The following is a 25132-nucleotide window of genomic DNA, read 5'->3' on the forward strand; positions in this document are numbered from 1 at the left end:
GTACTGCAGGGGGGACCCTGTGGGAGAGTAGGACGCCGCCGAACTCCTTTTACGGGAAAGCCCCGTGCCCTTGTGGCACGGGGCTTTTCTGCGTTTACCCCTCTTTGTTGTCAGGCGGCGGTGACCAGATGGGTGTCGTAGGCCAGGATGACTGCCTGGACGCGGTCCCGGGATCCCGTTTTGGCGAGGATGCGCGTGATGTGTCTTCACTGTCGATTCGGCGAGGTGGAGCCGTTCGGCGATCTCTGTGTTGGTCCAGCCCTGGCCGATGACCGTGAGGATTTCCCTTTCCCGCTCGGTGAGGGTCGCGATGCGTGCGTCGAGGGTGGCGGGGCCTCCCGGAACGGTCGGCAGGTGCTGTACATACGCGTCCAGAAGACGGCGGGTGAGGCTGGGGGCGACCACTGCGTCGCCGCTCGCCACGGCGCGGATACCGGAGAGGCGTTCCTCCGGCAGTGCGTCCTTGATGAGGAAGCCGCTGGCGCCGGCGCGGAGTCCGTCGTACTCGTATCGGTCGAGGTCGAACGTGAGCGGCATACGGATGTCCATCAGCGGACCGGGGGCGGGACCGGGGTACGACGCGGGGTGGCCGGGGTGCTCGGGGCCTTGAATGTTGTTTGCGCAGGTCGGGAGGGTGGGGCAGGATCTGCGGATGGAACATGCGATTCGAGCCGTACGCGCCGATGAATGGCCCCTGGTCAAGGAGTTGCGGCTGGCGGCCTTGCAGGACCCGGTGGCGCCGGTGGCCTTTCTGGAGTCGTACGAGCAGGGCGCGGCCCACTCCGACGAGTTCTGGCAGGACCGGGCGCTCGGCGGGTCCGAGGCCGGGAGCGGTGATGTGCGGCAGTTCGTCTCCGTCGCGCCCGACGGGCGGTGGGACGGCAGCGTCACGGTGTTGGTCGAGCGGCCGGACGCGGAGGTGCGGTTCGGGGAGGCGGCCGACGTCCACCAGGCGCATGTGGTCGGTGTGTTCGTACGGCCCGAGGCGCGGGGCGAGGGCCTGGCCGAGGAGTTGTTCCGGGCCGGGACGGACTGGGCGTGGTCGCTGGGGGAGCCGCGGATCGAGCGGGTGCGGCTGTATGTGCACGAGGACAATCCGCGGGCTGCGGCGTTTTATCGGCGGATCGGGTTTGTGGCTACCGGCGAGTCGGTGCCTGTGCCGGGCGACCCGTCCGCTCGGGAGCTGGAGTATGCGGTGGGGCGGCCTGTGTAGGTGTGTGGGTGGCGCCGAGTCCGCCCGGTCAGCGTGAGCCGGTGAGGTCTTGGGGCCAGCGGGCGCGGGCCTGTTCCTGGGAGCGGAGGAGGGCCAGGGTCGGCAGGCCCTGGGCCTGGCCGGTGGACAGCAGCTCCGGGAGCCGGGGCAGGGGCGCCACCGCGGCGACGTCGTCGAGTACGAGCGCCATTGGTGGGTCGAGCCGACCGTCGGTTGACCGTGCGGCCATGCGGCGGCCGTGCTCGACCACGTGCGAGGCGAGTGCCGTGAGCAGGGGCATTGCTCCGGGGCCCGACCGGGGATCCTCGATCGGTTCACCCACCACATAGAGGGTGCCCCCCTCACCCGCGAAAGATTCCAGCACGAGCGAATCGGACCGGTTCGGTGTGCAGGCCTCGCGGATGTGGACCGAGGAGAGCGCGGCGAAGGCCCGTACCGTCAACTCCTGGGCCATCTCCCGGCGTTCGGGGTGGGCGGTAAGTGCGGACTCCAGCACACCGGCGAGTCCGGAGGCCGCCTTGGGGTGGGTACGGAGCAGGCGCACCGGTTCGTGGGCGCTGCCGCCGAGGGCCCAGCGGTGGACCTGGCGGAAGGGGCGGCCATCGATGGCGGCGGCGTGCAACCAGCACTTCAGGAGCGTCTCCGCGGTGTCGGCCGTCGTCGCGTCGATACGGGCCTGCGGCCGGACCGGGGCGAGAAGCGCGGTGGAACGGGCGGCGGCTGTGTCGGGCTGTTCGCAGCCGGCCGTGGGGGACCAGTGGAGGCGGGCCGGGGTGTCGCAGAGGTGGCCCGGGTCGTAGACGAGGACCGGGCCGAGCTTGGCACGGGCGTCCTTCGTCTCGGCCCAGACGGTGGGGTCGGAGGTGATGACGAGCGCGGGCCCGTCGGCCTCCTGGATCGCCTGGACGACGGCGGGGCGGCGGGTGGCGGCCGGTCCGTAGACGACGAGGGGGGTGCGGGGGGAGGGGAGCGGGGAGGCGGGGAGGGCAGTGGCCTCGGACGGGGCGTGCTCCATGGGTACGGGTACTCGTACGGGCGCGGGTTCCGGGGAGTGGGCCGCCGGTTGCGGTTGCGGTTCCGGCGTCCGCTGCTGTGGGGTCTGGGTCTGAGTCTCGGGCCGGGGCTCCTGTTGCTGGGACCGTACGGGCTCGTCCTCGTCCCCGTACCGTTCGCTCCGCTGCCGTGCCCGTACCGCCCGCCAGCGGGCCACCACGCCCAGCACGAACACCGTCAGCACCAGCAGCACCATCAGTTCGCCTATGAACAGGCCCCAGAACAGCCCGTACCCGGAGAGCTCGCTCGCCGGGGTGTTCGGCCAGGCGGCCGGGAGGTCGTGCGGTGTGGTGACGAGCTGACGCATCGCCAGAGGGGTCTCGGCGAGGGTGACTCCCTCCGGCCAGGCTCCGTGCGCGAACAGTCCGGCCAGGCCGGTGGCCGTCCACGCCAGGAGCGTCAGCCCGAGCAGGAAGGCCAGGAGGCCGATCAGCAGGCCGTCCGGGATGCCTCCGCCGCCTCCGCTGCTGCCGTCGGTACGTACCTCGCCGCGCCCTGCCATGTCATGCCACCGTTGACTCGGACGACTCGTTCAGCCGTTGTTGGTGCTCGATCCGTGCCGCGCGCTGCTCCGCCTCCAGGTCGGCGGCGAGTACGTCCTCCGGGAGGAGTTCGGTCGCGGAGGACTCGGTCATCGCGCGGTCGGTGAAGACCAGGGGGCGTTCCGCCTCGGTGATCAGGTGTTTGACCACCTGGACGTTGCCGTTGACGTCCCAGACGGCGATGCCGGGGGTGAGGGTCGGGATGATCTCTACCGCCCATCGGGGCAGGCCGAGCACGCGTCCCGTCGCTCTGGCCTCGTCGGCCTTCTGGGCGTAGATCGTGCGGGTCGAGGCCATCTTGAGGATTGCCGCGGCCTCGCGGGCCGCCGCCCCGTCGACGACGTCGCTGAGGTGGTGGACGACGGCCACGAACGACAGGCCAAGACGCCGCCCGAACTTCAGCAGGCGCTGGAAGAGCTGGGCCACGAAGGGCGAGTTGATGATGTGCCAGGCCTCTTCGACCAGGAAGATGCGTTTCTTCCGGTCGGGCCTGATCCAGGTGTGCTCCAGCCAGACGCCGACGATGGCCATCAGGATCGGCATCGCGATCGAGTTCCGGTCGATGTGTGAGAGGTCGAAGACGATCAGCGGGGCGTCGAGGTCGATGTCGGCGCTCGTCGGTCCGTCGAACATGCCGCGCAGGTCACCGTCGACCAGGCGGTCCAGGACGAGGGCGACATCCAGGCCCCAGGCCCGTACGTCATCTATGTCGACGTTCATCGCCTCGGCGGACTCGGGCTCCGGGTGGCGCAGCTGGTCGACGATGTCGGTCAGGACCGGCTGCCGGTCGGTGATCGTCTCGTTGACGTAGGCGTGGGCGACCTTCAGCGCGAAGCCGGACCGCTCGTCCAGGCCGTGCCCCATCGCGACTTCGATGATCGTACGGAGCAGGGCGAGCTGGCCGGTCGTGGTGATCGCGGGGTCGAGCGGGTTGAGCCGGATGCCGCCGTTGAGCGCGGAGGTCGGGTCGAGGCGGATCGGGGTGAGGCCGAGCTCCTGCGCGATGAGGTTCCACTCGCCGACGCCGTCCTCGCCCTGGGCGTCCAGGACGACGACCTGGCGGTCGCGGAAGCGGAGCTGGCGGAGCACGTACGTCTTCTCCAGCGCGGACTTGCCGTTGCCGGACTCGCCGAGCACCAGCCAGTGCGGGGCGGGCAGCTGCTGTCCGTACAGCTGGAAGGGGTCGTAGATATAGCCCTTGCCGGAGTACACCTCGCGGCCGATGATCACGCCGGAGTCGCCGAGGCCGGGGGCCGCGGTGGGCAGATAGACGGCCTGGGCCTGTCCGGTCGACGTACGGACGGGCAGCCTCGTCGTCTCCACCTTCCCGAAGAGGAAGGCGGTGAAGGCGTCCGACAGCGCGGACAGCGGATCTCGCATGGCGTGACCGACCTCCCTCTCGTTTCTCTCGGTTCTCTCGGTTGTTTACGGCCGGCGGACCGGCGGACCGGCGGACCGGCGGGCTAGCGACGGATGCCGGTGGCGAACGGCAGGGTGTTCACGAAGGCGCGGTGGTGCTCGCGGTCGCACCACTCCAGCTTGAGATACGACTTTCCGGCCGAGGCCCGGATCGTCCGCTTGTCGCGGGCGAGGGATTCGGGTGAACGCGAAGACACGGTGATGTACCCCACCAGGTTCACTCCGGCCGCGCCGCTTGCGAGATCTTCACCCCGCTGGTCGAGCCGGCCGTACGCGGCGATGTCGCGTGGGTCGACGGTGCGGTTCATCTTGGCCTGACGGCTGGCTTCCGCCTCGTCGTTCGTCTTCTCGGTGAGCATCCGCTCGATGGCCACCTCGGTGGGTTCGAGGTCCATGCAGACCGCGACGGTACGGATCACATCGGGCGTGTGGACGAGGAGCGGGGCCAGGAAGTTGACGCCGACGGGCGTCATCGGCCACTCCTTCACCCAGGCCGTGGAGTGGCACCAGGGCGCGCGGGTGGCCGACTCGCGGGTCTTGGCCTGGAGGAACGCCGGCTCGACCGCGTCCAGTTCGGCCGGCCAGGCGTTGCGCTTGGTCATGGCCTGGATGTGGTCGATGGGGTGGTCGGGGTCGTACATGGAGTGCACGAGGGAGGCGAGCCGACTCTGGCCGAGCGGCTGGCGCACCCGGATGTCGGCCTCGGCGAGGCGGGCGCAGATGTCGGTGAGCTCACGTGCCATGACGACGGCGAGACCCGCGTCCCGGTCCAGCTTGCGGCCGGCCGTGGGGCGGGCGGCGCGGGCCATGGCGTTGGCTTCGGCGGCCAGCTCGCGGGTGTAGTGCATGCAGGCGACGAGGTAGGCGCGGTGCTGCTCGCTGGAGGTGGAGACCATGGACTGGAGCTGGTCGTACGACTCCTTCAGCCAGCCGGGAGACGTCTTGTCGCCGCGCTGGGCGACGTCCTTGGCGTGGGCATCGGGGTCGGCGGGAAGGGTGCGGGCCAGCATCTGAATGCGGGTCACGAAGCCGTCCCCGTTGGCGACATGCTTCAGCAGCGTGCCGAACCGGTCGACGAGGGCTTCCTGGTCCTCGCTGTCGCGCAGCCCGACGCCGGGGCCCTCGATCTCGATCGCGGCGGTGACGGTGCGGCGGTCGGCGTGCAGGAGTACGGCGATCTCGTCCGGGCCGAAGGGGGCGGCGAGCCAGTTGATCCGGCCGATGCCGGGGGGCGGCCCGATCTCGACCTCACGCCCGTCGGCGCCGACGCCCGCCTCCATGGCGGCGGAGCGGTAGGTCGTACCGCGGCGCAGGGAGCGCTTGTAGCTGCGGTTGATTTCGAACCATTTGTAGAAGGTGCGGTGCTTGTACGGGAGGTACACGATCGCGAGGGCGAGGAGGGGGAAGCCCACGAGCAGGATGATCCGCAGGCCCAGGTAGGGGACGGCCAGTCCGCTCACCATGCCGAGGAACGCGCCGACGATGATCAGCGCGATCTCGCCGGTCTCGCGGTTCTTGCCGACGATCGCGTTCGGCCGGGCCCGGCCGATGAGATACGTACGGCGGGGCGCGATCGTGTGGGACTGAGTCGTCAACGCCCTCCACCTCCCGTGCTGTTGTTACCTGAACTGCCTGATCCGCCACCTCGGGGGGAGCGGCTGCCGTGGGGGGTGCCGGAGGTCGGTCCCGATCCGCTGCGGGGCGGAGGTGCGGCGGAGGGGACAGATCCGCCGCCGGAGTTGCGGGAGCCGTGCGCGGCGACGCCGCCGCTGACCGGGTTGGCGGGCCGGGCTCCGCCGCTGCCGCTGTCGCCGCTGTTCTGGCCGCTGCGGCTGCTGTGGGTCTTGATGCCCTGGGAGACGAGAGCAGCGGGGGAGCTGATCATCGCGGCGGCCTGGGAGCCGTCGGTGGCCTGCTTGCGGTTGGTGCGGGCGCCCTGGATCTCGTCGCCGAAGCCGGGGACGAACCGGTAGATCATCGCGGAGGCGAAGATCGCGAGCAGGATGATGGCGAGACCGGACACGACGGCGGAGAACGCGTTCGGCCCGTCGTCCTCGGAGAGCGCGCCGGCCAGCCCGAGCACGACGACGATGACCGGCTTCACCATGATCACCGCGATCATGATGCCTGCCCAGCGGCGTACGTGGCCCCACATGTTCTTGTCGACGAGCCCCGCGTAGACGACGGTGCCGAGGAGGGCGCCGACGTAGAGCAGGGCGGCCCGGATGACGAGCTCCAGCCAGAGGATGCCCGCGGCGAGGATCGACACGAGCGAGACGACGATCAGCATGATCGGTCCGCCGCCGATGTCGGAGCCCTTCTTGAGCGCTTCGGCGAACGACCCGAAGAAGACGTCTGTCTGCCCGCCCGAGGACGTGGCGATGACTTCGGTGACGCCGTCGGTCGCGGAGACGATCGTGTAGAGGATCAGCGGAGTGAACGCCGAGGCGAGGACCGTCAGCCACAGGAACCCGATGGCCTCGGAGATCGCGGTGGTCAGCGGCACGCCACGGATCGCCCGCTTGGCCACGGCGAGCAGCCACAGGACGAGCGTCAGGACGGTGGAGGCGGCGAAGACGATCGCGTACTGCTGGAGGAACTTGGTGTTCGTGAAGTCGACGTTGGCGGTGCTCTTCACGGCCTCGCTGAGCTTGCCGACGATCCATGCGGCGGCGTCGGCGCAGCCGCGGGCGAGGGAGGAGAGGGGGTCCAGGGAGTTGTCGAGGGTGGAGGAGGGGCCGGTTTTGGGGGCGCCTGCGTCGCCGCTTTCGCAGTAGTCCTTGGCGGGGCCGCGGATCAGGTCGCACGCGTTGTTGCTTGCGCTGGGCGTCGGGCTCGGAGAGGGCTCAGCGAATGCGCGGCTGGCCAGCATGACGAGAGCGACCTGCAGGCTGGTTGCTGCCGCTGCGAGCGAAAGGGCTCGGCTAGGTCGTTTACCGGGCATACGTGAACCCTCCGAACTCTTCCACGGCGTTGGCCATCTCCTCGGCGGGGGAAGCAGCCTGGTCGCGGCCGACGGGGGTGGGGCCGTCCTTCTGCGTGAAGTCGGTGATCTTCCAGTCCCCGTCGATCCACGCCAGGTCGAAGGTGTTGGTGAACCAGCTCTCGGAGACGGGATTCTTGGAACCTTCACCGGCCAGCCCGAACAGGGCTGAGTACCAGACGGCGACGCTTGCGGTGTCGCCGTTGAACTTGACGATCTTGGTGCCGGCCGGGTTGGAGCGTGAGATGAAGGTCAGGCCGACAGGCGCAGTGCCGTCAGCGTTCAGCCCGATGCTCGTGAGGAAGTCCTGACCGGAGTACACCTTGTCGAGGTCACCCTGACGGGCAGCGGCGACCGCAGGGGCGTACACGGCGGTCACGATCGCGCGACGACGGTTCTTGTCGAACATGTCGGCTGAGCCGAGCGCTACGGAGTAGTTCGCCGCCGCGCTCTGCGCCCCCTGCTCGTCATGGGCGAACCCCGAGGGAATCGAACCGTTCTTCCCCGTCACCGGCTTCGTCCCCGTGGCCGCCGTAGGCGCCGCCCCCGCCTTGCTCCCCCCGCTCCCCGAGCCGCCGCCGCTGCCGTCTCCGCCGCCCCCACCCAGGTTCGCGAACGCGATAGCCGCGATCAGGAGGACGACCACGCCGACCACCGTGACGAGGGAGCGGGAGCTGCGGGCGGGGCGGCGGGGGGTGCCGTCGCCGCCTTCGCCGTCGGGGAGGCGGGTACGGGTCTGGCGCGTACCGCCGATGGTGCTGTATCCATCGTCCGTACGACCTGAACCGCTGCCGTAGCCGTTCTCGTCCCCGAGACTCATGCCGCGTACGCCCCCTCAACCGTTTCCTGGACCGGGTAGTACGACGGTAGCCCTGCGGGTTTCCGCGCGGGCGCGGTGTGGTGACTCGACATCAGGGAAACGCAACCTCTGCCGGTGGGCACGACGGACGGATGGTGTGGGGGTGGGCGGGACTGCCCCTGGCACGGGATGACAGCCGGTCAGACAGCCATCCCGTAGACGATGGTGAACAAGGTGCCCAGCGATCCAATGATGAACACACCGGTCAGACCGGCAACGATCAGCCCCTTGCCCTGCTCCGCACTGAACGTGTCGCGCAGTGCCGTGGCGCCGATGCGCTGCTTTGCCGCACCCCAGACCGCGATGCCGAGGCAGAGCAGGATGGCAATGGCCATCACGACCTCGATCATTACGCGAGCCTCGTTGCCCAAGGTCCCGAACGGCCCCCAGTTCGGGGCGATTCCGCCGATGATGGTGGTGATGTCGCCCTTTTCAGCTGCCAGGATCATGTAAGTCACCGCCCCTGTTGGGTAGTTCATTGCCCCTGTCACACGACACGGGTCGCTCTCTATCTTCGCTGATGAAACTGCTCTCGTACGACGGCTTGACGGCTCTCTTTACCCGGATCTCGCACGTTTGACCGGTCCGACCGCCCTGACCTGCGGATCGAATCGGTGTATGACCGAATACGTATGGTTACTCTGTGTATCACGGGGGGTGACCCCGGGCAATGACTGCCATCCCGCCACCCTGGCCGAGACTTTTGCGCAGGGCTGGTCAGCGCAGTACCTGGTCAGAGGAGGGGGTGGCGCGGGACGGGCGGCCGGGGTGGTGTCGTCCAGGTCGGCGGCGGCCGGAAATCGCACCAGGTGCCGTCGAAGGGAAACGTTCCGGCCTCGGCGAGCCGTGCGACCGAGGTGCCCTCGTTCCGGATGGCTGACGCTTCGTCGGCCGACCAGTAGGCCGGGTCACCGGTCTTCTCGGCGAAGGACTGCTCGTCCTTCCACTGCCAGCTCCGGTCCGGCGCCACATTGATGTCGAGTTCGTGGTCGGCGATGTCGATGTCGTCGCCGTGGTGGACCCGGCGCTCCAGATTTACGTACCAGCCACGGAACTTCTGTCTGCGGCCGAAGAGCCAGAGAACGGAGTGCGCGGCACCGGTCGGCTGGTAGAAGAGCGCGCTGCCCATCGGCCACCGGTCGGCGACCACCGGAAACCCGCCGACCGGGCGCTCGTGCGGGGCGATGTCCCGCAGATGCGCCCCGCGCGGAAGCTCCGTACGCCACATCGGCGTGCCGGTCTCCATCCACATCAGCTGGCCCGCCCCGGTGCGCTGGACGAGGCGTACGGGCACCGAGGCGCTCAGGTGTCCGCCGATGAAGAAGTTCCAGCGGAGTATCCGGCCCGGGTCGTCGTTCATGCCGTTGATCCTGCCCGCGGTGGAGTGGGCGGACACGTGGCCGTCGGCGGGAGCCCTCCGGGGTCGGCGCGAAGGCCGGTGAACCCCGGCTGCCGCGCCCGTCGGTGGTGTCAGACTGGATGCCGGTGTGACCGGTCGCGTGCGGCCGGGTGACGACGAGTCGTATGGGGCGAACGACGGGGGCGAGTATGACCGGGGTCGAACTGGTGGTGGCGGCGCTGGCGGCAGGTGCGTCGGCCGGGCTCACGGACACTGCGAGCAGCGCGGTCCGCGACACGTACACCGGTCTGCGCGAGGCGGTGCGCCGCCGCCTTTTCGCTCGCGGCGAGGACAGCGCGCAGGTCCTGGAGGCGAGCGACGCGCAGGTCCTGGAGGCGAGCGAGGACGAGCCCGGGGTGTGGCAGGCCCGGCTGGGCGAGCTGCTGTCGGCGTCCGGAGCTGATGAGGACCCGGAGATCCTGGCTGCCGCGCGCTCGCTGCTGCGGGAGCTGGGTGTGTCCGGTCGGCATGACCCGACCCATGTCGTGGATGCCCGGGAGGCCAGGGGCGTGCAGGTCGGTGACCACAACACGCAGACCAATACCTTCAACTGAGACGGGACCGGCAGGTGGGATCGGACGAAGCCGGGGACGGGGTCGACGCCCGCGGGGTCAGAGGACTGCAGGTCGGCGCGGGAAACGTCCAGTTCAATGTGTTCTCGCCCGCCCACCCGGTTGCCCGGTCCGCCTACCTCCACCAGGTACGGGCGATCGCCCCCGAGGCGCTCGCGGGCCGGGAGGACGAGCTGGCCGTACTCGCGGACTTCTGCACCCTGCAGGACGCCGGTGACTACCTGTGCTGGCGCGCCAGGGCGTGGGCGGGCAAGACCGCTCTGATGTCGTGGTTCGTCCTGAACCCACCGCCGGATACCCGTATCGTCTCGTTCTTCGTCACCGCCCGTCTCGCCGCCCAGAACGATCGCGAGGCATTCCTGGACGTGGCCATCGAGCAGCTGGCCACCCTCCTCGGCGAGCCCGTACCGCCGTACCTCACCGCTGCCACCCGTGCCTCGCACCTGTGGCAGATGCTCGACGCCGCGGCCGCGGCCTGCGAGCGGCAAGGACGCCGCCTCGTCCTGGTCGTGGACGGCCTCGACGAGGACAGCGGAGCCGCTGCGCACAGCATCGCCGCACTGCTCCCGCCCCGTCCTCCAGCGGGCATGCGCATCGTGACGGCGGGGCGCCACGATCCGCCGATCCCGGCCGATGTGCCCGGTGGACATCCCCTGCACGATCCGGCAGCCGTACGAATCCTGGAGCCGTCCCCGCATGCGCAGGTCGTTCGGCACGATGCCGAGCAGGAGTTGAAGCGGCTGCTGCGCGGCACCGAGGCGGAGCAGGACCTGCTGGGTCTGGTCACGGCGGCCGGGGGCGGTCTCGCGGGCGAGGACCTGGCGGAGTTGACGGGGCGCCAGGTGTGGGAGATCGAGGAGTCCCTTCATACGGTGGCCGGGCGGACGTTCGCCCGCCGGCCCTCCTCGGGACTGCCCGGGCCGGTGGCGGCGCGCGAGGTCTATGTGCTCGGCCACGAGGAGCTCCAGCAGACCGCCGCACACTTCCTGAGCGGTGCGCGTCTGGAGACGTACCGGCAGCGTCTGCACGGATGGGCGGAGCGGTACCGCGGCAAGGGCTGGCCCGCCCGGACGCCCGAGTACCTGCTGCGCGGCTACTTCCGGATGCTGTATGCCGATGGGGATCTGCCCAGGATGACCGAGTGCGCCCTGGACGGGGCCCGTCATGACCGGATGCTCGACGTGAGCGGGGGCGATGCCGCCGCGCTCGCCGAGATCGCCACCGCCCAGGACGCGATCCTCGAACGAGACTCTCCGGACCTGCGGTCCATGACCCTCCTGGCCGTTCACCGCGACGATCTCGCACTGCGCAACACCCACATCCCCACCGGCCTGCCCGCCGTATGGGCCCTGTTGGGGCATCCCCTGCGCGCCGAAGCCCTGGCCAGGTCCATCCCCGGCTCGCACGGACGGGTCCGGGCCCTGGGTGCCTTGAGCGAGGCGCTGGCCGAGTGGGCCGCCCGCGACCCGGCTCGGCCCATGGCCGACGAGGCCCGCTCCCACGCAGCAGAGCTCGCGCATGAGGCCGAGGCCGTGGCCCGGACCATCACCCACGCGTATGAGCACGCGTTGGCGTTGTTGCATGCGGCGGGGGCCATGGCGCGGGTGGCGGAAACGGACCACGCCGCGTCTCTCGTCGAGGACGCCGTGGAAGTGGCCTGGACTCTCTTGGACGCGGAGCTGCTGGCTTCGGCGTTGGGCTGTGCGGCCGAGGCGATGGCGAGGTCGGGGGACACGTCCGGCGCGGTGGACCTCGCCAGGGAGGCCGAGGACGCGGCCCGGTCCATCACCGATCCGTGGGCGCAGGCGTTGGCGTTGTCGTACCTGGCAGTGGCTGCGGCTCGGGCGGTGGACACGATCCTCGCCCTCGACCTCGCGGACGAGGCCGAGAGCGCAGCCCGGACCATCACGGACCCGGAGACGCAGGCGGCGGCATTGTCGTATGCGGCAGCGGGCATGGCCCGTGCGGGCGACGCGGACCGCGCCTTGGCCGTGGCCCGGTCCATCACTGACCCGCACGAGCGGGCGCGGGCGTTGGTGGAGGTGGCAGCGGGCATGGCCCGTGCGGGCGCGGTGGAACGTGCCTTGGCCGTGGCCCGGTCCATCACTGACCCGCACGAGCGGGCGCGGGCGTTGGTGGAGGTGGCGGGGGCCATGGCGCGTGCCGGGGACATGGGCCGTGCCGAGAGTCTCGCCCGCGAGGCCGAGACCATGGTTCGCAGCGGCACGCGATGGCCCAGGGAGAGCCACGTGGGGGTGCTGGCCGAAGCGATGGCCAGGGCGGGGGACGTGGACCGTGCCGAGGCCGTGGCCGGGATCATCACCGACCCGTACGAGCGGGCGGAGGCGTTGGTGCAGGTGGCGGGGGCCATGGCGCGTGAGGGCGCGGTGGACCGCGCCCTGGCTGTTGCCGGGTCGCTCACCGACCCGTACGAGCGATCCCAGGCACAGGTATTGGTGAAGGTGGCGGGGGTCACAGTTCGTACCGGGGACGTGGACCGTGCCGAGGATCTGGGGTGTGCGGCCGAGACCGCGGCCTGGGCCATCGGGTTCCTGGGCACCGGGGCGTTGCAGTTGAAGGCGTTGCTGGAGGCGGGGGAGGTGGATCCGGCCGAGGACCTTGTCGACGCGGCCGAGACCGAGGCCCGTTCCTCCCGCAGCCGGTATGGGCTTGTGCTGGACTTGGCGGCTTTGGCGCGCGGGGTGGCCTGGGCGGGGGACGTCGAGCGCGCTGTGCGTCTCGTCCAGGAGGCGGAGGACCTGGCCTGGACGTTCGACGACCCGTATGAACACGCGCGGTCGTTGTGGGAGGTGGCAGGGGCAATGGTCTTTGCTGGGGAGACGGACCTCGCCGAAGACCTCTTCCATGAGGCCGAGGCCGCGGCCCGGACCATCGCCGAGCTGGACCGCCGGGCCTCGGCATTGGCGGAGATGGTGGAGGTGATGGCGCTTGCGGGCGTTGTGGACCGCGCCGAGGCCGTGGCCCGGACCATCGATTTCTTCCCGGTGCGGCAGGCGGAGGCGCTGGTGAGCGTGGCCGGCCGGGTCGGGGCGGATCGCGCGGGTCCGCTGATCGCGCAGGCACTGCGCCTGGACGCCTGGCACACGGCAGCCCCCGCCCTGGCCGTGCACCGGCCCGATGTCCTGACGCTCCTCGCGGACGGGCTGCTTCGCGGCCGGTCGGGGGCCTTGGCGCGCTGATCCGTGGTCCCGGTCTCACCGCCCGCTTCGACGAGTCACCGCTGAAGGAGCGGTGTCGGCCTTCCGATGCGCTCCGTCGCGGTGGCCCAGAGCAGTACCGCGCGCAGGAACGCCGCCCCGGCGAACACCAGCGGGCGCGCAAGGGCGTCTTCCCGTGCGCCGGTCAGCAGCGCGCCGACCGCGGCGGGACAAGGGCCGGGGCCGGCAGTGCGCGGCGGCGCGGCGCGACATCCGGCGCGACACTCGGTGCTGCGCCCGGCACGGCATCCGGTCTCCGACGGGTGTGGGCGACCGGGCCCTTTGCTGCCTCGCCGTCGAGTTCGGCGAATCGAACGCGCCAGCCATGACGCCCTTGGTGAAGGCGTCCCATTTGGCCTGGGCGGTCGTGACCGGCTCACCGTCGGGAACCAACAACTGCGCACCCGGCTCAGCCCTCCAGACACCCGTGTCCGCCTGCTGCCCAGCCAACCCCGCCCGCCTCTACCCCGCTGAACGACCACCCGGCCTGGCCCGTTCAATGGCGGCGGCCGGATACGGTGTCCGCTTGCTCACAGTAAGCAGGCGGTGGTGGAACCCGTCCACCACAACGGCAGCCCGGGCGTGCCAGTCGATGATCGCGGCGATCGCGGGCGGGACCTCATCGGACCTTTCACCCGCGATCCAGTTGTGCAGAAACGCCTCGTGCTCCACCTTTCCGCGCATGCCGTCGGGTAGATGGTGGCGAAGCAGATGGTTCGCGATGTAGCAGCCGTCGTACGCGAGATGGTCGGCGAGGAAATCGGCCTCGTCCTGGGCGAGTTCGAACCCGAAGCTCAGGGCGAGACCGAAGTCCGCGAAGTAGATCAACCGGCCGTCGGTCAAGACGTTGTTGAAGTGGGCATCGAAGTGGACGAGCCCGCGGGAGCTCATGAAGGCGGCTCCGCGCGTCAGGAGTTCCTCCGCCCACGCGTACGTCTGACCGTCTTGGCCTTCCGGAGCGGCCCTCCGTTGGCCGCCCAGCCACACGGCAAGTGTGTGCGGGACGTGTTCCAGGAAGAGCACAAGACTGAAGGAGGACCGGCCGATGGCCTCCAGCCGCTCACGCACGGCTGACGAGCCCTCCCAGTGCGCGACCGCCCCGTCGATGCCCCCGAACTCGTCGACGAATCCCTGGGGAGGGGAGTCCGGCAGGACTCGCCAGTGGTACATCAGCGGAAAGCCCTCGTACTCGTTCCCGAGGACCCAATGGGTGGTCATCGTGTGCACGGCCAGCTCGCGCCAGGCCCCGAAGCCGGCTGAGCCCACCCCGTACTGGTAGAACATCGGCAGCCCGAAGAGGTTCGCCGTCGACCGTACGTTCTCCGGCCGCATCTCGATGTCCGTCAGAGGGACTCGTTTGACGAAGACTCGGGTCCCACCGACCTTGAGCTCCGCCGACCTGCCCCCGATGCCGGACCCGAGAGGGGTGGCTGCGGCCACGACTTCGCCAAGTCGATGGTCGCTCAGCAGCGACAAGTGCGTGGAAACGGATCCGTACGTGGCCAGGCGTACGACGTACTGCGGGTCCGGGTGGTTGTCAGCCATGGAGGAGTTGCCATCCTTCGACAGGAGGGGTGCTCGGGTTCCGGGTCTCGGGTCTCGGCTCTCGGGGATCGAGCGTCGGCAGTGGTTGGTTCACTCGTTAGTGGGTACGGGGGCCGGGCTGCGGCCCGAGTCTTGAGCTTCGGGATTCGGGTGTCGGGATGCGAGGTCCGGGAGTCGAGCGCTTTCAGTAACCGGTAGGGAAATAAAGGGGTTTGGGTAAACCTCCCCTCCCTCCCCGCCCCGTCACGGCCAGCAAGTACGACTAATCGTGACCAACTTGCGGCGCGCTGTCGCGGCTGCTTACGGTGCCCACAACGAAACGACCCCGACGCGGTGTTAGCAGCACCGGGCCGGGGTCTCACCCCAAGATCGACGGAGACCGATCCTGTGGCTACCGAGAACCTTAGCCCTGCCCTGCGTGCGCCCGCATTCTCGCGCCCGTATGCGAAGGCCAAGCCCGGTTACGGGAAACGATGCGCGCCGGACCAGCGCCCGCCCCGCAACGACGACTTCGCGCTCCTGCCGGAGCGGGAACGGCATATCGCCGGGTACGTCGACCATCTGCCCGACGGTGCGGCCATGGACATCAAGTCGCTGGCCAAGAACCTTCCCCTGTACGGGCAGATGGCCGTCGCCAGCGCGCTGAAGGCCCTGGGAGTGGCCGGTCACCTGCGGTACGTACGGTGCCTGGCCGACGAGGGTCACCAAGTCCGCTGGGTCACCCGCACCTTCTGGTCCCGCACCGCTCACGACAACGAGTGGTGGGACGCCTTCCTCACCGCCGAGGGCAGCTGCACCGCCACGGAGGCGGTGGCCCTTGCATCGTCGCCGCCGCCCTGGGTCCCTATGGAGCCGTCCGCCCCGTTGGCGGATGCGGAAACCCCGGCCGCGGCCCCCGCCCCGGGCGCGGTCCCGGGCGAGATCGCCCCCGTGCTCGCCGTACCGGAGCAGCGGACCCCCGCGACAGCCGAACCGCAGCAGCGGCCCCCCGCATCAGCGCCCGCATCAGCCCACGCATCGGCCCCGGGCTACCCCTCGCCCGCGTACCTCGCCCTGGCTCAACTCGGCCGCAGCGAACCACGCCTGGCACTCTCCGCTGCCGACTGCACCGTGCTCGAAGAGCTGGCCTGTGCATGGCTTGCACGCGGCGTGAACACCGACTACCTCACCCACGCCCTCACCTCCGGACTCCCCGACCGGGTCGGCTCACCCGTCGGATTCGTCAGGCGCCGACTCCTCGACAAGATCCCGCCCCACTTGCCCGCCACCCCAACCCCGCCCGCACCCGGCACCCCCGTCCGCCGCCTCATGGTGGAATGCACCGAATGCGGCGCACCCGGCCGACCCGAAGCACTCCCCGACGGCCTCTGCCTCCCCTGCCACGCACCCGCCCCGGACCCAATCCCCACACCCACCACCGACCCACCCGCCGAACGCGACATCCACGCACTCGTCGGGAACCTCCGCGACATGCTCAGGGTGCCCTGACAGCCCCGCCCGGGCTCCGGCGCGCTGGCGAGGTGGCGCAGGACGTCGCCAACAGGGGGTCTCTCGGCGGGGTTCCCGGACCGGCATGCCCCGACCAGGGCAGCGAGCTCGGACGGTTCCTCGGTCGGACGGGGCTCTTCGTGTGATGTCAGAGTTCGGCGAAGTGGTCGAACTCGCCGGCCAGGACGCCCTTGGTGAAGGCGTCCCATTTGGCCTGGGTGGTCGTGACGATGTTGGTGGGGTCGCCGGTCTCGCGGAGGTGGACGAGCTTGTCCGGGCCGAAGGCGATCTCGATCCAGGGGCCGGGGCCGTCCTCGCCCTCGGGGGCGGCGCGGATCCAGGTCAGGTCGGTGGGGATGTCAGCCATGGGGACGGCTCTCCTTGAGGGTGCGTACGAGGGCTGCCCACGCGGTGGGTGTGGTGTGGAGTATCGCTCCGGTGGGATCGCCGCTCTCGGTGAGTTCCATTGCTCCGGACCGGGCCGCGGCTACGTGCACGCAGGCTTCGCCCTGGGCACAGTAGGACGACTTCTGCCAGCTGGAGGGGCTGGCTGGGATGTCAGTCATCGGAGTGGTTCTCCTTGAGGGTGCGGACGAGGGCTGCCCAGGCGGTGGGTGTGGTGTGGAGTATCGCTCCGGTGGGATCGCCGCTCTCGGTGAGGCAGACCGTGCCGCGGGCGGGCGTGGATATGTGTACGCAGGACTCGCCCTCGCCGCAGTACGAGGACTTCTGCCACATGTGATTCGGCAATTCGGATCCCTTCATAGGTTCTGGGCGATGGCGTGTATCAGGTCGCGCGACTCGGCAACGCCCAGGGCGAGGAATTCCAGGCGGGCCAAGACTTGGCGGTATTTGTGGAGTTGGGCTTCGGCGTCCAGGAGGACGATGCCGTGTGCCTGATCCAGCTGAACGGTGTCCAGCTGCGGTACGGAGCCGTGGACGTAGTAGATGGGCTGGCCCGCCCCCGGGTACCCACCCGCCTTGAACGGGATCACTTGAATCGTGATGTGCTCACGCTCGCTCATGGTCAGCAGGTGAACCAACTGTTGTTTGGACACGCCTGGCCCGCCGAATCCCATGTGCAGGGCGGCCTCGTGGATGACCGCTCCGTAAGGGGCCGGGCTTTCCCGGAAGATGACGTTCTGACGCTTGATACGGAAAGACAGACGGTGCTCGATCTCCGGAGGCGGAAGGGCGGGAACAACCTGGCGGAAAACCTCGCGTGCGTGGTCCGTGGTCTGGAGCAGGCCGGGCAGCCCGGCTGTATGCGAGGTGCGCAGCGCGGTCCCGTGATGCTCCAGTTCCGCCAGGTCCAGCAGGCCGGTGGAGAGCATCTCCCGATACTCCTCCCACCAGCCGCGCTTCCGGCCGCCGGTCATGGCAGCCAGAGCGTTGACCAACTCGTGGTCTGCGCAGTCGTAATGGCAGGACAGAGTGCGCACCCGCTCGGCGCTGACGCCATAACGGCCGGCTTCGATATTGCTGATGCGAGCCTGGTTGCCGCCGAGAAGCTTGGCGGCCTCGGTTGCGGTGATCCCAGCACGCTCGCGCAACTTGCGGAGTTCTGCCCCCAGCCGTTGGCGGCGGGCTGTTGGTGTGGCGCTGGATGACATCACTCGCTCCCCGGCTCGGTCACCCACACGAGGGTATCTGTCAGGTAATTCATGAATCTCATGGAATGCATTCCATGCTGCGTTCTAGTGTGTGACTCAGGCCACCCGCCCGGAAGTACCCCGCTCGACGGAGCGGCCTCGTCACTGGGCAACTGGAAACCCATGATCCAACTTCCCTCCGTGAACGGAGACTTCCATGGTCAGTGCCACGGTATCGCCGCCCTGGACATACACCCTTCAACTCCCGCAGGATCCCCGCGCCCCCGGCGTGGCCCGTGCAACCCTCCGCACCATCCTGCGCGCACACGGCATGCGCGAACTCACGGAAATCGCCGAACTGTTGGCGAGCGAGCTGGTCACCAACGCCTACCTGCACTCCTCGGGGCCGTACTCCCTGCGCCTGCGCGACGCCGGGCGCAGTCGTATCCGGCTGAGCGTCTGGGACACCAACCCGCACATCCCCGCCCCGTTCCAATGGAGCGCCGAGGCCCCGGCGGAGCTGGCCGAACGAGGGCGGGGGCTGTACCTCGTCACGCTCTACGCGGAGTGCTGGGGCGCGTACCCGATGCGTGGCGGGCTGCCGGGGCAGGGCGGGAAGCTGCTCTGGGTGGAGTGCGCGGCCAAGGGGGAGGACGAGGGGGAGTCCGGGCCGGACGACAGATGCACAGGCTGGGCATAGCCTCGTTGCATGGTGCGGAGCGAGGCGAAGGACGTGGCCGGGTATCTGGCCGAGCTGCCCGAGGAGCGCAGGGACGCCCTGGCGAGACTGCGGAGCTTGTGCCGGGCGGAGCTGGCCGGGTTCGACGAGGTCATGGCGTACGGGATGCCCGCGTACGAGCGGGACGGCACGGCGGAGATCGCGTTCGCCGCGCAGAAGCAGTACATCTCCTTCTACCTGATGCGCAGCGATGTGCGTGAGGCGTTCGCGAAGCGGCTGGCCGGACAGGACATGGGCAAGGGCTGCCTGCGCTTCCGTAAGACGGAGGCCATCGACTACGACCTGGTGCGGGATCTGCTCCGGGCCACGGCGGCGGGGCCGGGCCCGGTCTGCTGAGCGGGCTCGGCGCTGCCCTGACCGGCGGAAATTCGCTGGCGATGGGCTGGGTGGCCGCGTAGGAAGGGGGCCATGAGCACCTCCACCCCCATACCCCCGGTCGCTGCCCAGAACCCCGCCGACCGGCGGACCTTCGTCCGTACGACGCTCGACCTGGGGGACGTACTGCTGCGCCCTTGGGACCGGGAGGCCGCCGAGCCGGAGGTGATGCTGGACGGCCTGGTCGCTGCCGCGGCGGATCCACTGATCGCCCGCTGGAACCCCTTCCCGGCAGCCGACCGCAGCGCGGCCATGGCGTGGCTGGAGTCTCGCGAGGGCGGCTGGGACCGTGGTGACGCCGCCTCCTTCGCCGTGCTGGGAGCCGCCGACGGCGCACTCCTGGGTGCCGTCGGCCTGCGCTGGGTCGACCGCGCGGACGGCCTCGCGATGATCGGCTACTGGACGCTGCCGGCCGCCCGTGGACGGAGCGTGGCCACCAGAGCGACCAGCGCGGTGACCAGCTGGGCCTTCCGGACGGCCGATGCCCGCCGGATCGAGATCGCCCACGCCGCCGGCAACGAGGCGTCCTGCCGGGTGGCTCATCGCTGCGGCTACCTTCCCGAGGGCACGCTGCGCGACTCCCACCGCTACGGCGACGGGGAGTACCACGACGAGCACCTGCACGCCCGCCTGGCCGCCGACCCGGAACCGACCGAGCTCGTGGGCGGGCCGACGGCCTGAGGCAACCCGGCCGCCTTCCCGCGATCAGCCCGGTGGCTCGGATGTGGTGAGCGAACGGGCCATGGCGTCCAGCCAGGCCGCGAACGAGGGGGAGTCCGGGGCCGAAGCGGCCAGGTCCTCGGGGAACTGCTCCGGGCCACGGCGGCAGGGCCCGGGGCGGTGCTGAGGGGACTCGGCAGATCCTCTTACGCACCGCGGGCGTGGCCCGGCTGAACCAACTCCACGCGGCTCGGACATCGCGCTGGCAGTCTTGGGCCGTGATGATCTCCGGATATGACGACGACCCGCTGGTGGCGGGGGAGGATCTCCTCTCCCGGCCGGGCTTCTGGGCCGCGTACCTGATGTGGATGGGCGAGACGGACGACGAGGACGGTGAGCCGGTCACGGGGTGGTTCGGTGCGGACGAGGCCGATCTCGACGCGGCGTACGAGGAACTGGTGGACCAGGAACGGTGGCCGGTCTTCCGTATCCCGTTCGGCGGTGGTCACAGCGTGGTGGTGGTGAACCGCAACTTTCCCGATGACCAGGGGACGGAGTACTTCGTCTCCCATCCCGACTGGGGGCGTCGGCACGGCCATCTCGCCACCCTGGACGGGCATCAGGCCGGGCCGGGGCTGTCCTGGCAGGAGCTGAGCCATATAGCGAACACGACTTCCGACCCGAACTCGCCCGGAGTCCACGACCCGTACGCCCGGCTGCTGCTCCTGTTGCCCGCGCTCGGTGACGAGGATCTGCCGGGCGACGCGGAGGAAGCGGTGAGCGCGGCGCTGGTCCGGGCGGCCGGTACGCCGGTGGCCGAGGCCGCGCGTGTTGCGGCTCGGCTTCTGCTGGACCATCCCCTGTGGGAGCCGGCCCGCTGGGAGATACCCGGACCGTCGCCGCTCAGCGGTGGTGAGCCGTCGTTCGACGGCATCCTTCAGTGCGACGGTTCGATGAGTCCGCGGTGTGGACTGCGCCTCGCCCGGGGGATCACCGTGGAGCAGAGCGAACGGCTTGCGCGGGCGCTGGGGACGTGGCCTGCCCGATGAGCTCCTTGGCCCGTCACCACGAGGTCGCGCTCCAGATGCTGTCGTGGAACCCCGCCGCGCCCGGCAGCGTGCTGCTGCGGCTGCTCGGCTGCGACGACCGGTACGTCAGAAGCAACGTCGCCCAGCGCAAGGACCTGCCGCCCGAGGTGGTCGACGCGATCCTCACTCACCCGGAACCGGATGTCAGGAAGGCCTTCGCCGAGAGCTGGAACGCCGACCCGGTCCAGCGCGCCCGCCTTCTCGACGATCCGTCCGCGAAGATCAGCCTCATCCTGGCCATGGGGCCGAATCCGTACCGGATGCCGGTGGAGCCGTTGCCGGACTGGGCGTACGAGCGGCTGCTCACCCATCCACGGGACTCCGTCCGCTACGAGACGGCCGCTTCCGCCAGTGTGCCGGTCCATGTGCTGGCCAGGATGGCGGACCATCCGGAGCCGTTCTTCAGGCGTATGGCTTGTCGCGTGTGGGACCAACTCAGCTATTCCGTACGGGAGTCGTTGCTCAACGATGAGGACTCGGAGGTCCGGCAGGCCGCCGCGCTGTGCGTGTGCCGCGACGACGAGGAGCGGACCGCGTGGCTCGTCGAAGCCCTCGCGGAGTCGTGGCAGCTCCAACGGCTGCTCGCGGTGGGCCGGCTCAGCCGCGAGCTCGCCGAGCGGCTGATGGCCGAGGGCGACCGGCTGTCGTCGCTCGCCGCGAACCCTTCGCTGCCCCCGGACCTGGTCGCACGACTCGCCGTCAGCCCGGACCCGCACGTACGGCTCGTCGTCTCCGCACGTCCCGAACTGACCGAGGACGAACGGGCCGCCATCGACTACACCGTCGGTTCCGAGGACCGGTTGCACCCCCTGGCGTGGGTGCGGGAGGCCCGTGAAGACATGGATGTGCTGCGGCGGTGCGCGACGTCCGCGCATCTGTGGCTGCGGCGGAGCGCCGCCGCCTGCCCCGGGCTGCCGCAGGATCTGGTGGAACTCCTGGCCAGGGACGAGGATTTCGCCGTACGGCTGCTGCTGTGCGAATGCCATCCGGAACCGCCGCCGGAGCTGATGCTCGACCTGTTCCTGAATGGGGAGCACCGCGCTGTGATGATGCTCGCCTCCAAACCCCGCTTCCCTTCGGAAGGACTCGCGGCCCGGTTCGCCGACTCCTCCGACCCGAAGCGGCGGCGGCTGGCCCTGCGTGATCCGGGGCTGGGAGCGGATGCCCTGGACAGACTCAGCCGTGATCCGGAGACGCGGGGGGCGGCAGCTCGGGATCCGCGTCTTGCGCTGTCACGGATCCGAGAGCTGCTGGCCGATACGGACACGGTCGGCTCCGTCGCGGGAAACCCTGCCCTCCCCGTGAAGGACATGCACGAACTCCTCGACCTGGCCGCTGTGCCGATGTCCGGCTAGGAGGCATGCCCCCGGGTGAAGTACGCGCACGTCGTTGCCGAAGGCGACCACGAGGTGGCCGTCGGCGTTCACCGGGGTCTCGTGTGCGGTGATGGGTTCGCCGATGGGTCGGCCGGTTGTTTGCCCATGCCGTGCGCACCTACAACTCGCGTCACTCCGGGCCCCATTCTCCGTGTGCCTGCCAACTCACGCCAGAAATACGTGACATGGGGCGATCGCTCCTGTTGGCAGGATCCGGTCGACCGGCTCAGGCGCGACATGGCGGCAGCCCGTTCGGGTGAACTGCGGGGCCTGGTGTGCCGGGCCTGCGGGGGCTTTACGCCTTGAAGCGCGTGTGGGCGCGGCGTGTCGCCCGCACGGGATTTGGCACAGTGCCGCTCCACGATCAAGTCCACGATCAGGGACGGAGCGGGGTGGCCGGAGTGGCAGTGGTGGGACAGCCGGGGGGCCGGCAGCGGCTGAGCGATCTGGCGGGCGAGGCGGGTGGCGGCGGGGACGTACTGAAGCACAGCGACGGGGTCTGGCTACGGGCCGCCGGTGGTGCGGAAGGGATGGGTACGCACCTGGGCCCGGTGAAGTCGGAACTGGAGACCGCGCACGAGGGTCTGCTCGCGGGGACCGGAGGTCTGACCGCGCTGGCGGAGCTGGGTTCGGTACGGGAGTCGTGGGTGCGACGGTTCGAGGTCGCGCGGGGGGAGTGCGGGGCGCTGGCCGGGAAGCTGAGGGCCGTCGCCCGGGCCCAGGGCGAGACGAACGAGACAGTAAAGGCGTCGTTCGCGACGGTGGCGTCGTCGGGTCGGGGTGAGGTGCGATGACCCTCACCTGGGCGCAGTTACGCGACGTGAAGTGCGGCGAACTGGAGGGCGCGGCCGACGGGTGGGGCAAGGCGAGCAACCGGGCCGACGCGGGCCGGGACCGCATCGAGACGCAACTCCTGACCGGATTGCGCGGTACGCAGCGGGGCGCGGCGGCGGACGCGGCGGTCGGTCGGCTGCAGCAGATGAGCCGGAACCTGCAATACGTCTACACGGAGTGCGGTCTGCTCCGTACGACGCTGAACAGCCTGGCCCATGAGCTGCGCGCCCAGCAACGGGCGTTGCAGGAGGCGCTGGACGATGCGGAGTCCCTGAAGTTCACCGTGCACGCGGATGGTTCGGTGACGTATCCGGAGGCGGGCGATGGCCTGATCGACGGAAAGCCGCTGCCGGGCGGGAAGGCGTCGGTGGATGCGATGCCGGGCCTCCTGCCGCCTTCGGGCCTGGTCGCGCCCAACCCGAACGTGGCGAAGGCGCAGGACATCGCGGACCGGGTGGCGAAGGCGGTGCGGACGGCGGCCGAGATCGACTGGCGGTACGCCCGCATCCTGCGCAAGCTGAGGGCCGAGGAGGGCCTGAAGGTCCCCGACGCCACATGGACCGACGCGGCGGGCGACGCGGCCGCGGTACGGGGCGCGGCACGCGGCTACCTGAAAGACGGCATCCCCCACGACGCCTCACCGGCCGAGCGGAAGGCATGGTGGGCCGGCCTGACGGACGAACAGCGCGAGGAGTACCTGGCGGTGTACCCGGACCAGATCGGCAACTTGGACGGCATTCCGGCTCTGGTGAGGGACGCGGCGAACCGGGACAACCTGCAGCTGCTGATGGGGAAGCTGGAGGGGCGGGACGACGCGAAGTCGGAGACGCAGTTGGCGGGGTTGCGGGAGATCGACCGGCAGTTGCGGGAGGGGCGGCAGCCTCCGATGTTTCTGCTCGGCATTGGGGATCAGGGGAATGGGAGGGCGATTGTCTCGTTCGGGAATCCGGACACGGCTAGGAACGTTTCTGCGTATGTGCCGGGGTTGAACACTTCCTTGGATGAGGAGTTTGCGAAGAGCGACTTGAAACGGGCAAGGGATACGGCCATCGGGGCGAAGGAAATGAACCCTGGATCCCCGAGTGCCTCGATCGTGTGGCTGGGATATGAGGCGCCGCAAACGTCAGTCAGCGATCCCTTCGGGAACTTGGACGTAATGGGGGAAGGGAATGCCAGGGCTGGTGCTGTCGCATACAACCGATTCATGGCTGGAATTTCTACGACCAATCGGTACGGGGATCCGCACGTCACGGCCATTGGTCACTCGTATGGATCCCTGACAGTCGGCCTGGCTGCCCAGGAGCGAGATGGTATTCCAGGGGCTGATGACATCATTCTGGTAGGAAGTCCGGGAACAGGGGCGCGAGACGCAGACGAGCTTGGTGTTGGAAAGGATCACGTTTTCGTGGGGGCGGCTGAAAATGATCCAGTTACCAAACTGCCCAATAGCAAGGAAGCGAGCGGCATCGGAACTGGTGTTGCTGGCGGGGCGTCGACGGGCTTTGTATTGGGAGCGAGTATGGGCCCAGCAGGTGCTGTTATCGGTGGTGCAGCGGGAGGCATCGCTGGTGGACTTGCCGGCTACTCGGCGCAGGATGCACAGACCGCTGAAAGTGAAGCCTGGTTCGGAACCGACCCGGCGCACCGAGAATTCGGGGCAAATAGGTTCGCGGTGAGTGACGGTCCACGCCCATTTGAGCGAGGTCATGATCTAGTGGAGGCACATTCCAATTATTTCAACCCATCCAAGGATCAGATGTCGGCAGACAATATTGCAAGAATCGTTTCAGGAAAGTCGGAAGACATTCAACGGGAGCGTCCTAGGTGAAAGTGCGTGCCGCTCTTCTGGTCTCGGCGTTTTTCTTGCTGTTGGGGTGTGAATCCGTGGATGACACGTCGAGTCCAGGTAATGGTAGAGGTGATGTGCATATGAATATGCAAGAAGCTGCGAATAGGGCAGATGAGATCCTCGACGATACGTTTGCAAGAATTGAGCCACCAGTTCACTGGGTTCATGGAGAATCCACGGAAGGAAGCTGCGACGTGTCTCGGCGGCGCGCGGTCTTGACCGTAATTTCTGTAGCGCGAAGAGGGAGCTTCCTTGGAATTGTGGAGCGAGGGTGGAAGGATTCTGGCTACCGTCAACTCGGGGTGAATGCCAACTCGGCGAGTCCTGC

At 69.3% G+C, this 25132-nt stretch carries 23 protein-coding genes and 1 pseudogene; 11 read left to right on the forward strand and 13 right to left on the reverse strand.

All coding sequences use genetic code 11. The features are described from left to right. Positions 1–110: 110 nt before the first annotated feature. A pseudogene (locus ACGFU7_RS23375) lies at positions 111–534 on the reverse strand (LuxR C-terminal-related transcriptional regulator); the annotation flags it as partial. Between the two features lie 118 nt (positions 535–652). Here ACGFU7_RS23375 and ACGFU7_RS23380 point away from each other — a divergent pair. Then, on the forward strand, positions 653–1213 hold the full coding sequence (locus ACGFU7_RS23380) for a GNAT family N-acetyltransferase (RefSeq protein WP_393697934.1): 561 nt from the start codon (positions 653–655) through the stop codon (positions 1211–1213). 28 nt (positions 1214–1241) lie between these two features. On the opposite strand, the gene ACGFU7_RS23385 is transcribed toward ACGFU7_RS23380, so the two are convergent. The 7 genes from ACGFU7_RS23385 to ACGFU7_RS23415 form a co-directional block, all read right to left on the reverse strand. Then, positions 1242–2768 (reverse strand): type IV secretory system conjugative DNA transfer family protein, encoded by a 1527-nt coding sequence (locus ACGFU7_RS23385; protein WP_393697935.1) that lies wholly within the window; start codon positions 2766–2768, stop codon positions 1242–1244. A 1-nt stretch (position 2769) separates the two neighbouring features. After that, the gene (locus ACGFU7_RS23390) at positions 2770–4188 is read right to left on the reverse strand and encodes an ATP-binding protein (protein WP_393697936.1); all 1419 of its coding nucleotides are present in this window, start codon (positions 4186–4188) and stop codon (positions 2770–2772) included. An 83-nt stretch (positions 4189–4271) separates the two neighbouring features. Further along, positions 4272–5822, reverse strand: a complete 1551-nt coding sequence (locus ACGFU7_RS23395; RefSeq protein WP_393697937.1) for an SCO6880 family protein — start codon at positions 5820–5822, stop codon at positions 4272–4274. Continuing rightward, positions 5819–7099, reverse strand: a complete 1281-nt coding sequence (locus tag ACGFU7_RS23400; protein WP_393697938.1) for a hypothetical protein — start codon at positions 7097–7099, stop codon at positions 5819–5821. Before ACGFU7_RS23400 ends, ACGFU7_RS23395 begins: the two co-directional genes overlap by 4 nt. A gap of 61 nt (positions 7100–7160) precedes the next feature. Beyond that, positions 7161–8030, reverse strand: a complete 870-nt coding sequence (locus tag ACGFU7_RS23405) for a hypothetical protein (protein ID WP_393697939.1) — start codon at positions 8028–8030, stop codon at positions 7161–7163. A 179-nt stretch (positions 8031–8209) separates the two neighbouring features. After that, the gene (locus ACGFU7_RS23410) at positions 8210–8518 is read right to left on the reverse strand and encodes a hypothetical protein (protein ID WP_018101695.1); all 309 of its coding nucleotides are present in this window, start codon (positions 8516–8518) and stop codon (positions 8210–8212) included. Between the two features lie 284 nt (positions 8519–8802). After that, on the reverse strand, positions 8803–9429 hold the full coding sequence (locus ACGFU7_RS23415; RefSeq protein WP_393697940.1) for a DUF402 domain-containing protein: 627 nt from the start codon (positions 9427–9429) through the stop codon (positions 8803–8805). Between the two features lie 188 nt (positions 9430–9617). Between ACGFU7_RS23415 and ACGFU7_RS23420 the strand changes: the two genes are divergently transcribed. Both ACGFU7_RS23420 and ACGFU7_RS23425 read left to right on the forward strand, forming a co-directional pair. Continuing rightward, entirely contained in the window at positions 9618–10022 is a 405-nt protein-coding gene (locus ACGFU7_RS23420) for a hypothetical protein (RefSeq protein WP_393697941.1), read from the forward strand. Between the two features lie 14 nt (positions 10023–10036). Beyond that, the gene (locus ACGFU7_RS23425) at positions 10037–13240 is read left to right on the forward strand and encodes a hypothetical protein (protein ID WP_393697942.1); all 3204 of its coding nucleotides are present in this window, start codon (positions 10037–10039) and stop codon (positions 13238–13240) included. Positions 13241–13720: 480 nt separating this feature from the next. On the opposite strand, the gene ACGFU7_RS23430 is transcribed toward ACGFU7_RS23425, so the two are convergent. After that, positions 13721–14803 (reverse strand): protein kinase family protein, encoded by a 1083-nt coding sequence (locus tag ACGFU7_RS23430; protein ID WP_393697943.1) that lies wholly within the window; start codon positions 14801–14803, stop codon positions 13721–13723. Positions 14804–15190: 387 nt separating this feature from the next. Here ACGFU7_RS23430 and ACGFU7_RS23435 point away from each other — a divergent pair, with 387 nt between their 5' ends. Further along, entirely contained in the window at positions 15191–16291 is a 1101-nt protein-coding gene (locus ACGFU7_RS23435; protein ID WP_393697944.1) for a MarR family transcriptional regulator, read from the forward strand. A gap of 148 nt (positions 16292–16439) precedes the next feature. Here the strand turns inward: ACGFU7_RS23435 and ACGFU7_RS23440 are convergent, their stop codons facing one another. From ACGFU7_RS23440 to ACGFU7_RS23455, 4 genes are read right to left on the reverse strand one after another with little or no spacing between them, the layout of a single operon-like run. After that, a complete protein-coding gene (locus ACGFU7_RS23440; RefSeq protein ID WP_393697945.1) occupies positions 16440–16658 on the reverse strand; it encodes a DUF397 domain-containing protein in 219 nt (72 codons plus the stop codon). Beyond that, the gene (locus ACGFU7_RS23445; RefSeq protein ID WP_393697946.1) at positions 16651–16857 is read right to left on the reverse strand and encodes a DUF397 domain-containing protein; all 207 of its coding nucleotides are present in this window, start codon (positions 16855–16857) and stop codon (positions 16651–16653) included. The genes ACGFU7_RS23440 and ACGFU7_RS23445 overlap by 8 nt, the downstream gene beginning before the upstream one ends. Next, positions 16850–17041 (reverse strand): DUF397 domain-containing protein, encoded by a 192-nt coding sequence (locus ACGFU7_RS23450; protein ID WP_393697947.1) that lies wholly within the window; start codon positions 17039–17041, stop codon positions 16850–16852. The genes ACGFU7_RS23445 and ACGFU7_RS23450 overlap by 8 nt, the downstream gene beginning before the upstream one ends. 11 nt (positions 17042–17052) lie before the next feature. Further along, entirely contained in the window at positions 17053–17904 is an 852-nt protein-coding gene (locus ACGFU7_RS23455) for a helix-turn-helix domain-containing protein (protein WP_393697948.1), read from the reverse strand. Between the two features lie 196 nt (positions 17905–18100). Between ACGFU7_RS23455 and ACGFU7_RS23460 the strand changes: the two genes are divergently transcribed. The 7 genes from ACGFU7_RS23460 (at position 18101) to ACGFU7_RS23490 (ending at position 24783) form a co-directional block, all read left to right on the forward strand. Beyond that, positions 18101–18583, forward strand: a complete 483-nt coding sequence (locus ACGFU7_RS23460) for an ATP-binding protein (RefSeq protein WP_393697949.1) — start codon at positions 18101–18103, stop codon at positions 18581–18583. 9 nt (positions 18584–18592) lie between these two features. Continuing rightward, the gene (locus ACGFU7_RS23465) at positions 18593–18958 is read left to right on the forward strand and encodes an iron chaperone (protein ID WP_393697950.1); all 366 of its coding nucleotides are present in this window, start codon (positions 18593–18595) and stop codon (positions 18956–18958) included. Positions 18959–19030: 72 nt separating this feature from the next. Then, positions 19031–19678 (forward strand): GNAT family N-acetyltransferase, encoded by a 648-nt coding sequence (locus ACGFU7_RS23470; RefSeq protein WP_393697951.1) that lies wholly within the window; start codon positions 19031–19033, stop codon positions 19676–19678. A gap of 260 nt (positions 19679–19938) precedes the next feature. Beyond that, positions 19939–20706, forward strand: coding sequence for a hypothetical protein (locus ACGFU7_RS23475; protein WP_393698223.1), 768 nt, complete (start codon positions 19939–19941; stop codon positions 20704–20706). Further along, positions 20703–22100, forward strand: coding sequence for a hypothetical protein (locus tag ACGFU7_RS23480; RefSeq protein WP_393697952.1), 1398 nt, complete (start codon positions 20703–20705; stop codon positions 22098–22100). The genes ACGFU7_RS23475 and ACGFU7_RS23480 overlap by 4 nt, the downstream gene beginning before the upstream one ends. 413 nt (positions 22101–22513) lie before the next feature. Next, positions 22514–22915 carry a hypothetical protein gene (locus tag ACGFU7_RS23485; RefSeq protein WP_393697953.1) on the forward strand — a complete coding sequence of 134 codons (402 nt, stop codon included), beginning with the start codon at positions 22514–22516 and terminating at the stop codon, positions 22913–22915. Continuing rightward, positions 22912–24783 carry an alpha/beta hydrolase gene (locus ACGFU7_RS23490; protein ID WP_393697954.1) on the forward strand — a complete coding sequence of 624 codons (1872 nt, stop codon included), beginning with the start codon at positions 22912–22914 and terminating at the stop codon, positions 24781–24783. The genes ACGFU7_RS23485 and ACGFU7_RS23490 overlap by 4 nt, the downstream gene beginning before the upstream one ends. Positions 24784–25132: the final 349 nt, after the last annotated feature.

Origin of the sequence: Streptomyces sp. NPDC048473 (assembly GCF_043200155.1) — a bacterium.
Lineage (GTDB): Bacteria > Actinomycetota > Actinomycetes > Streptomycetales > Streptomycetaceae > Streptomyces.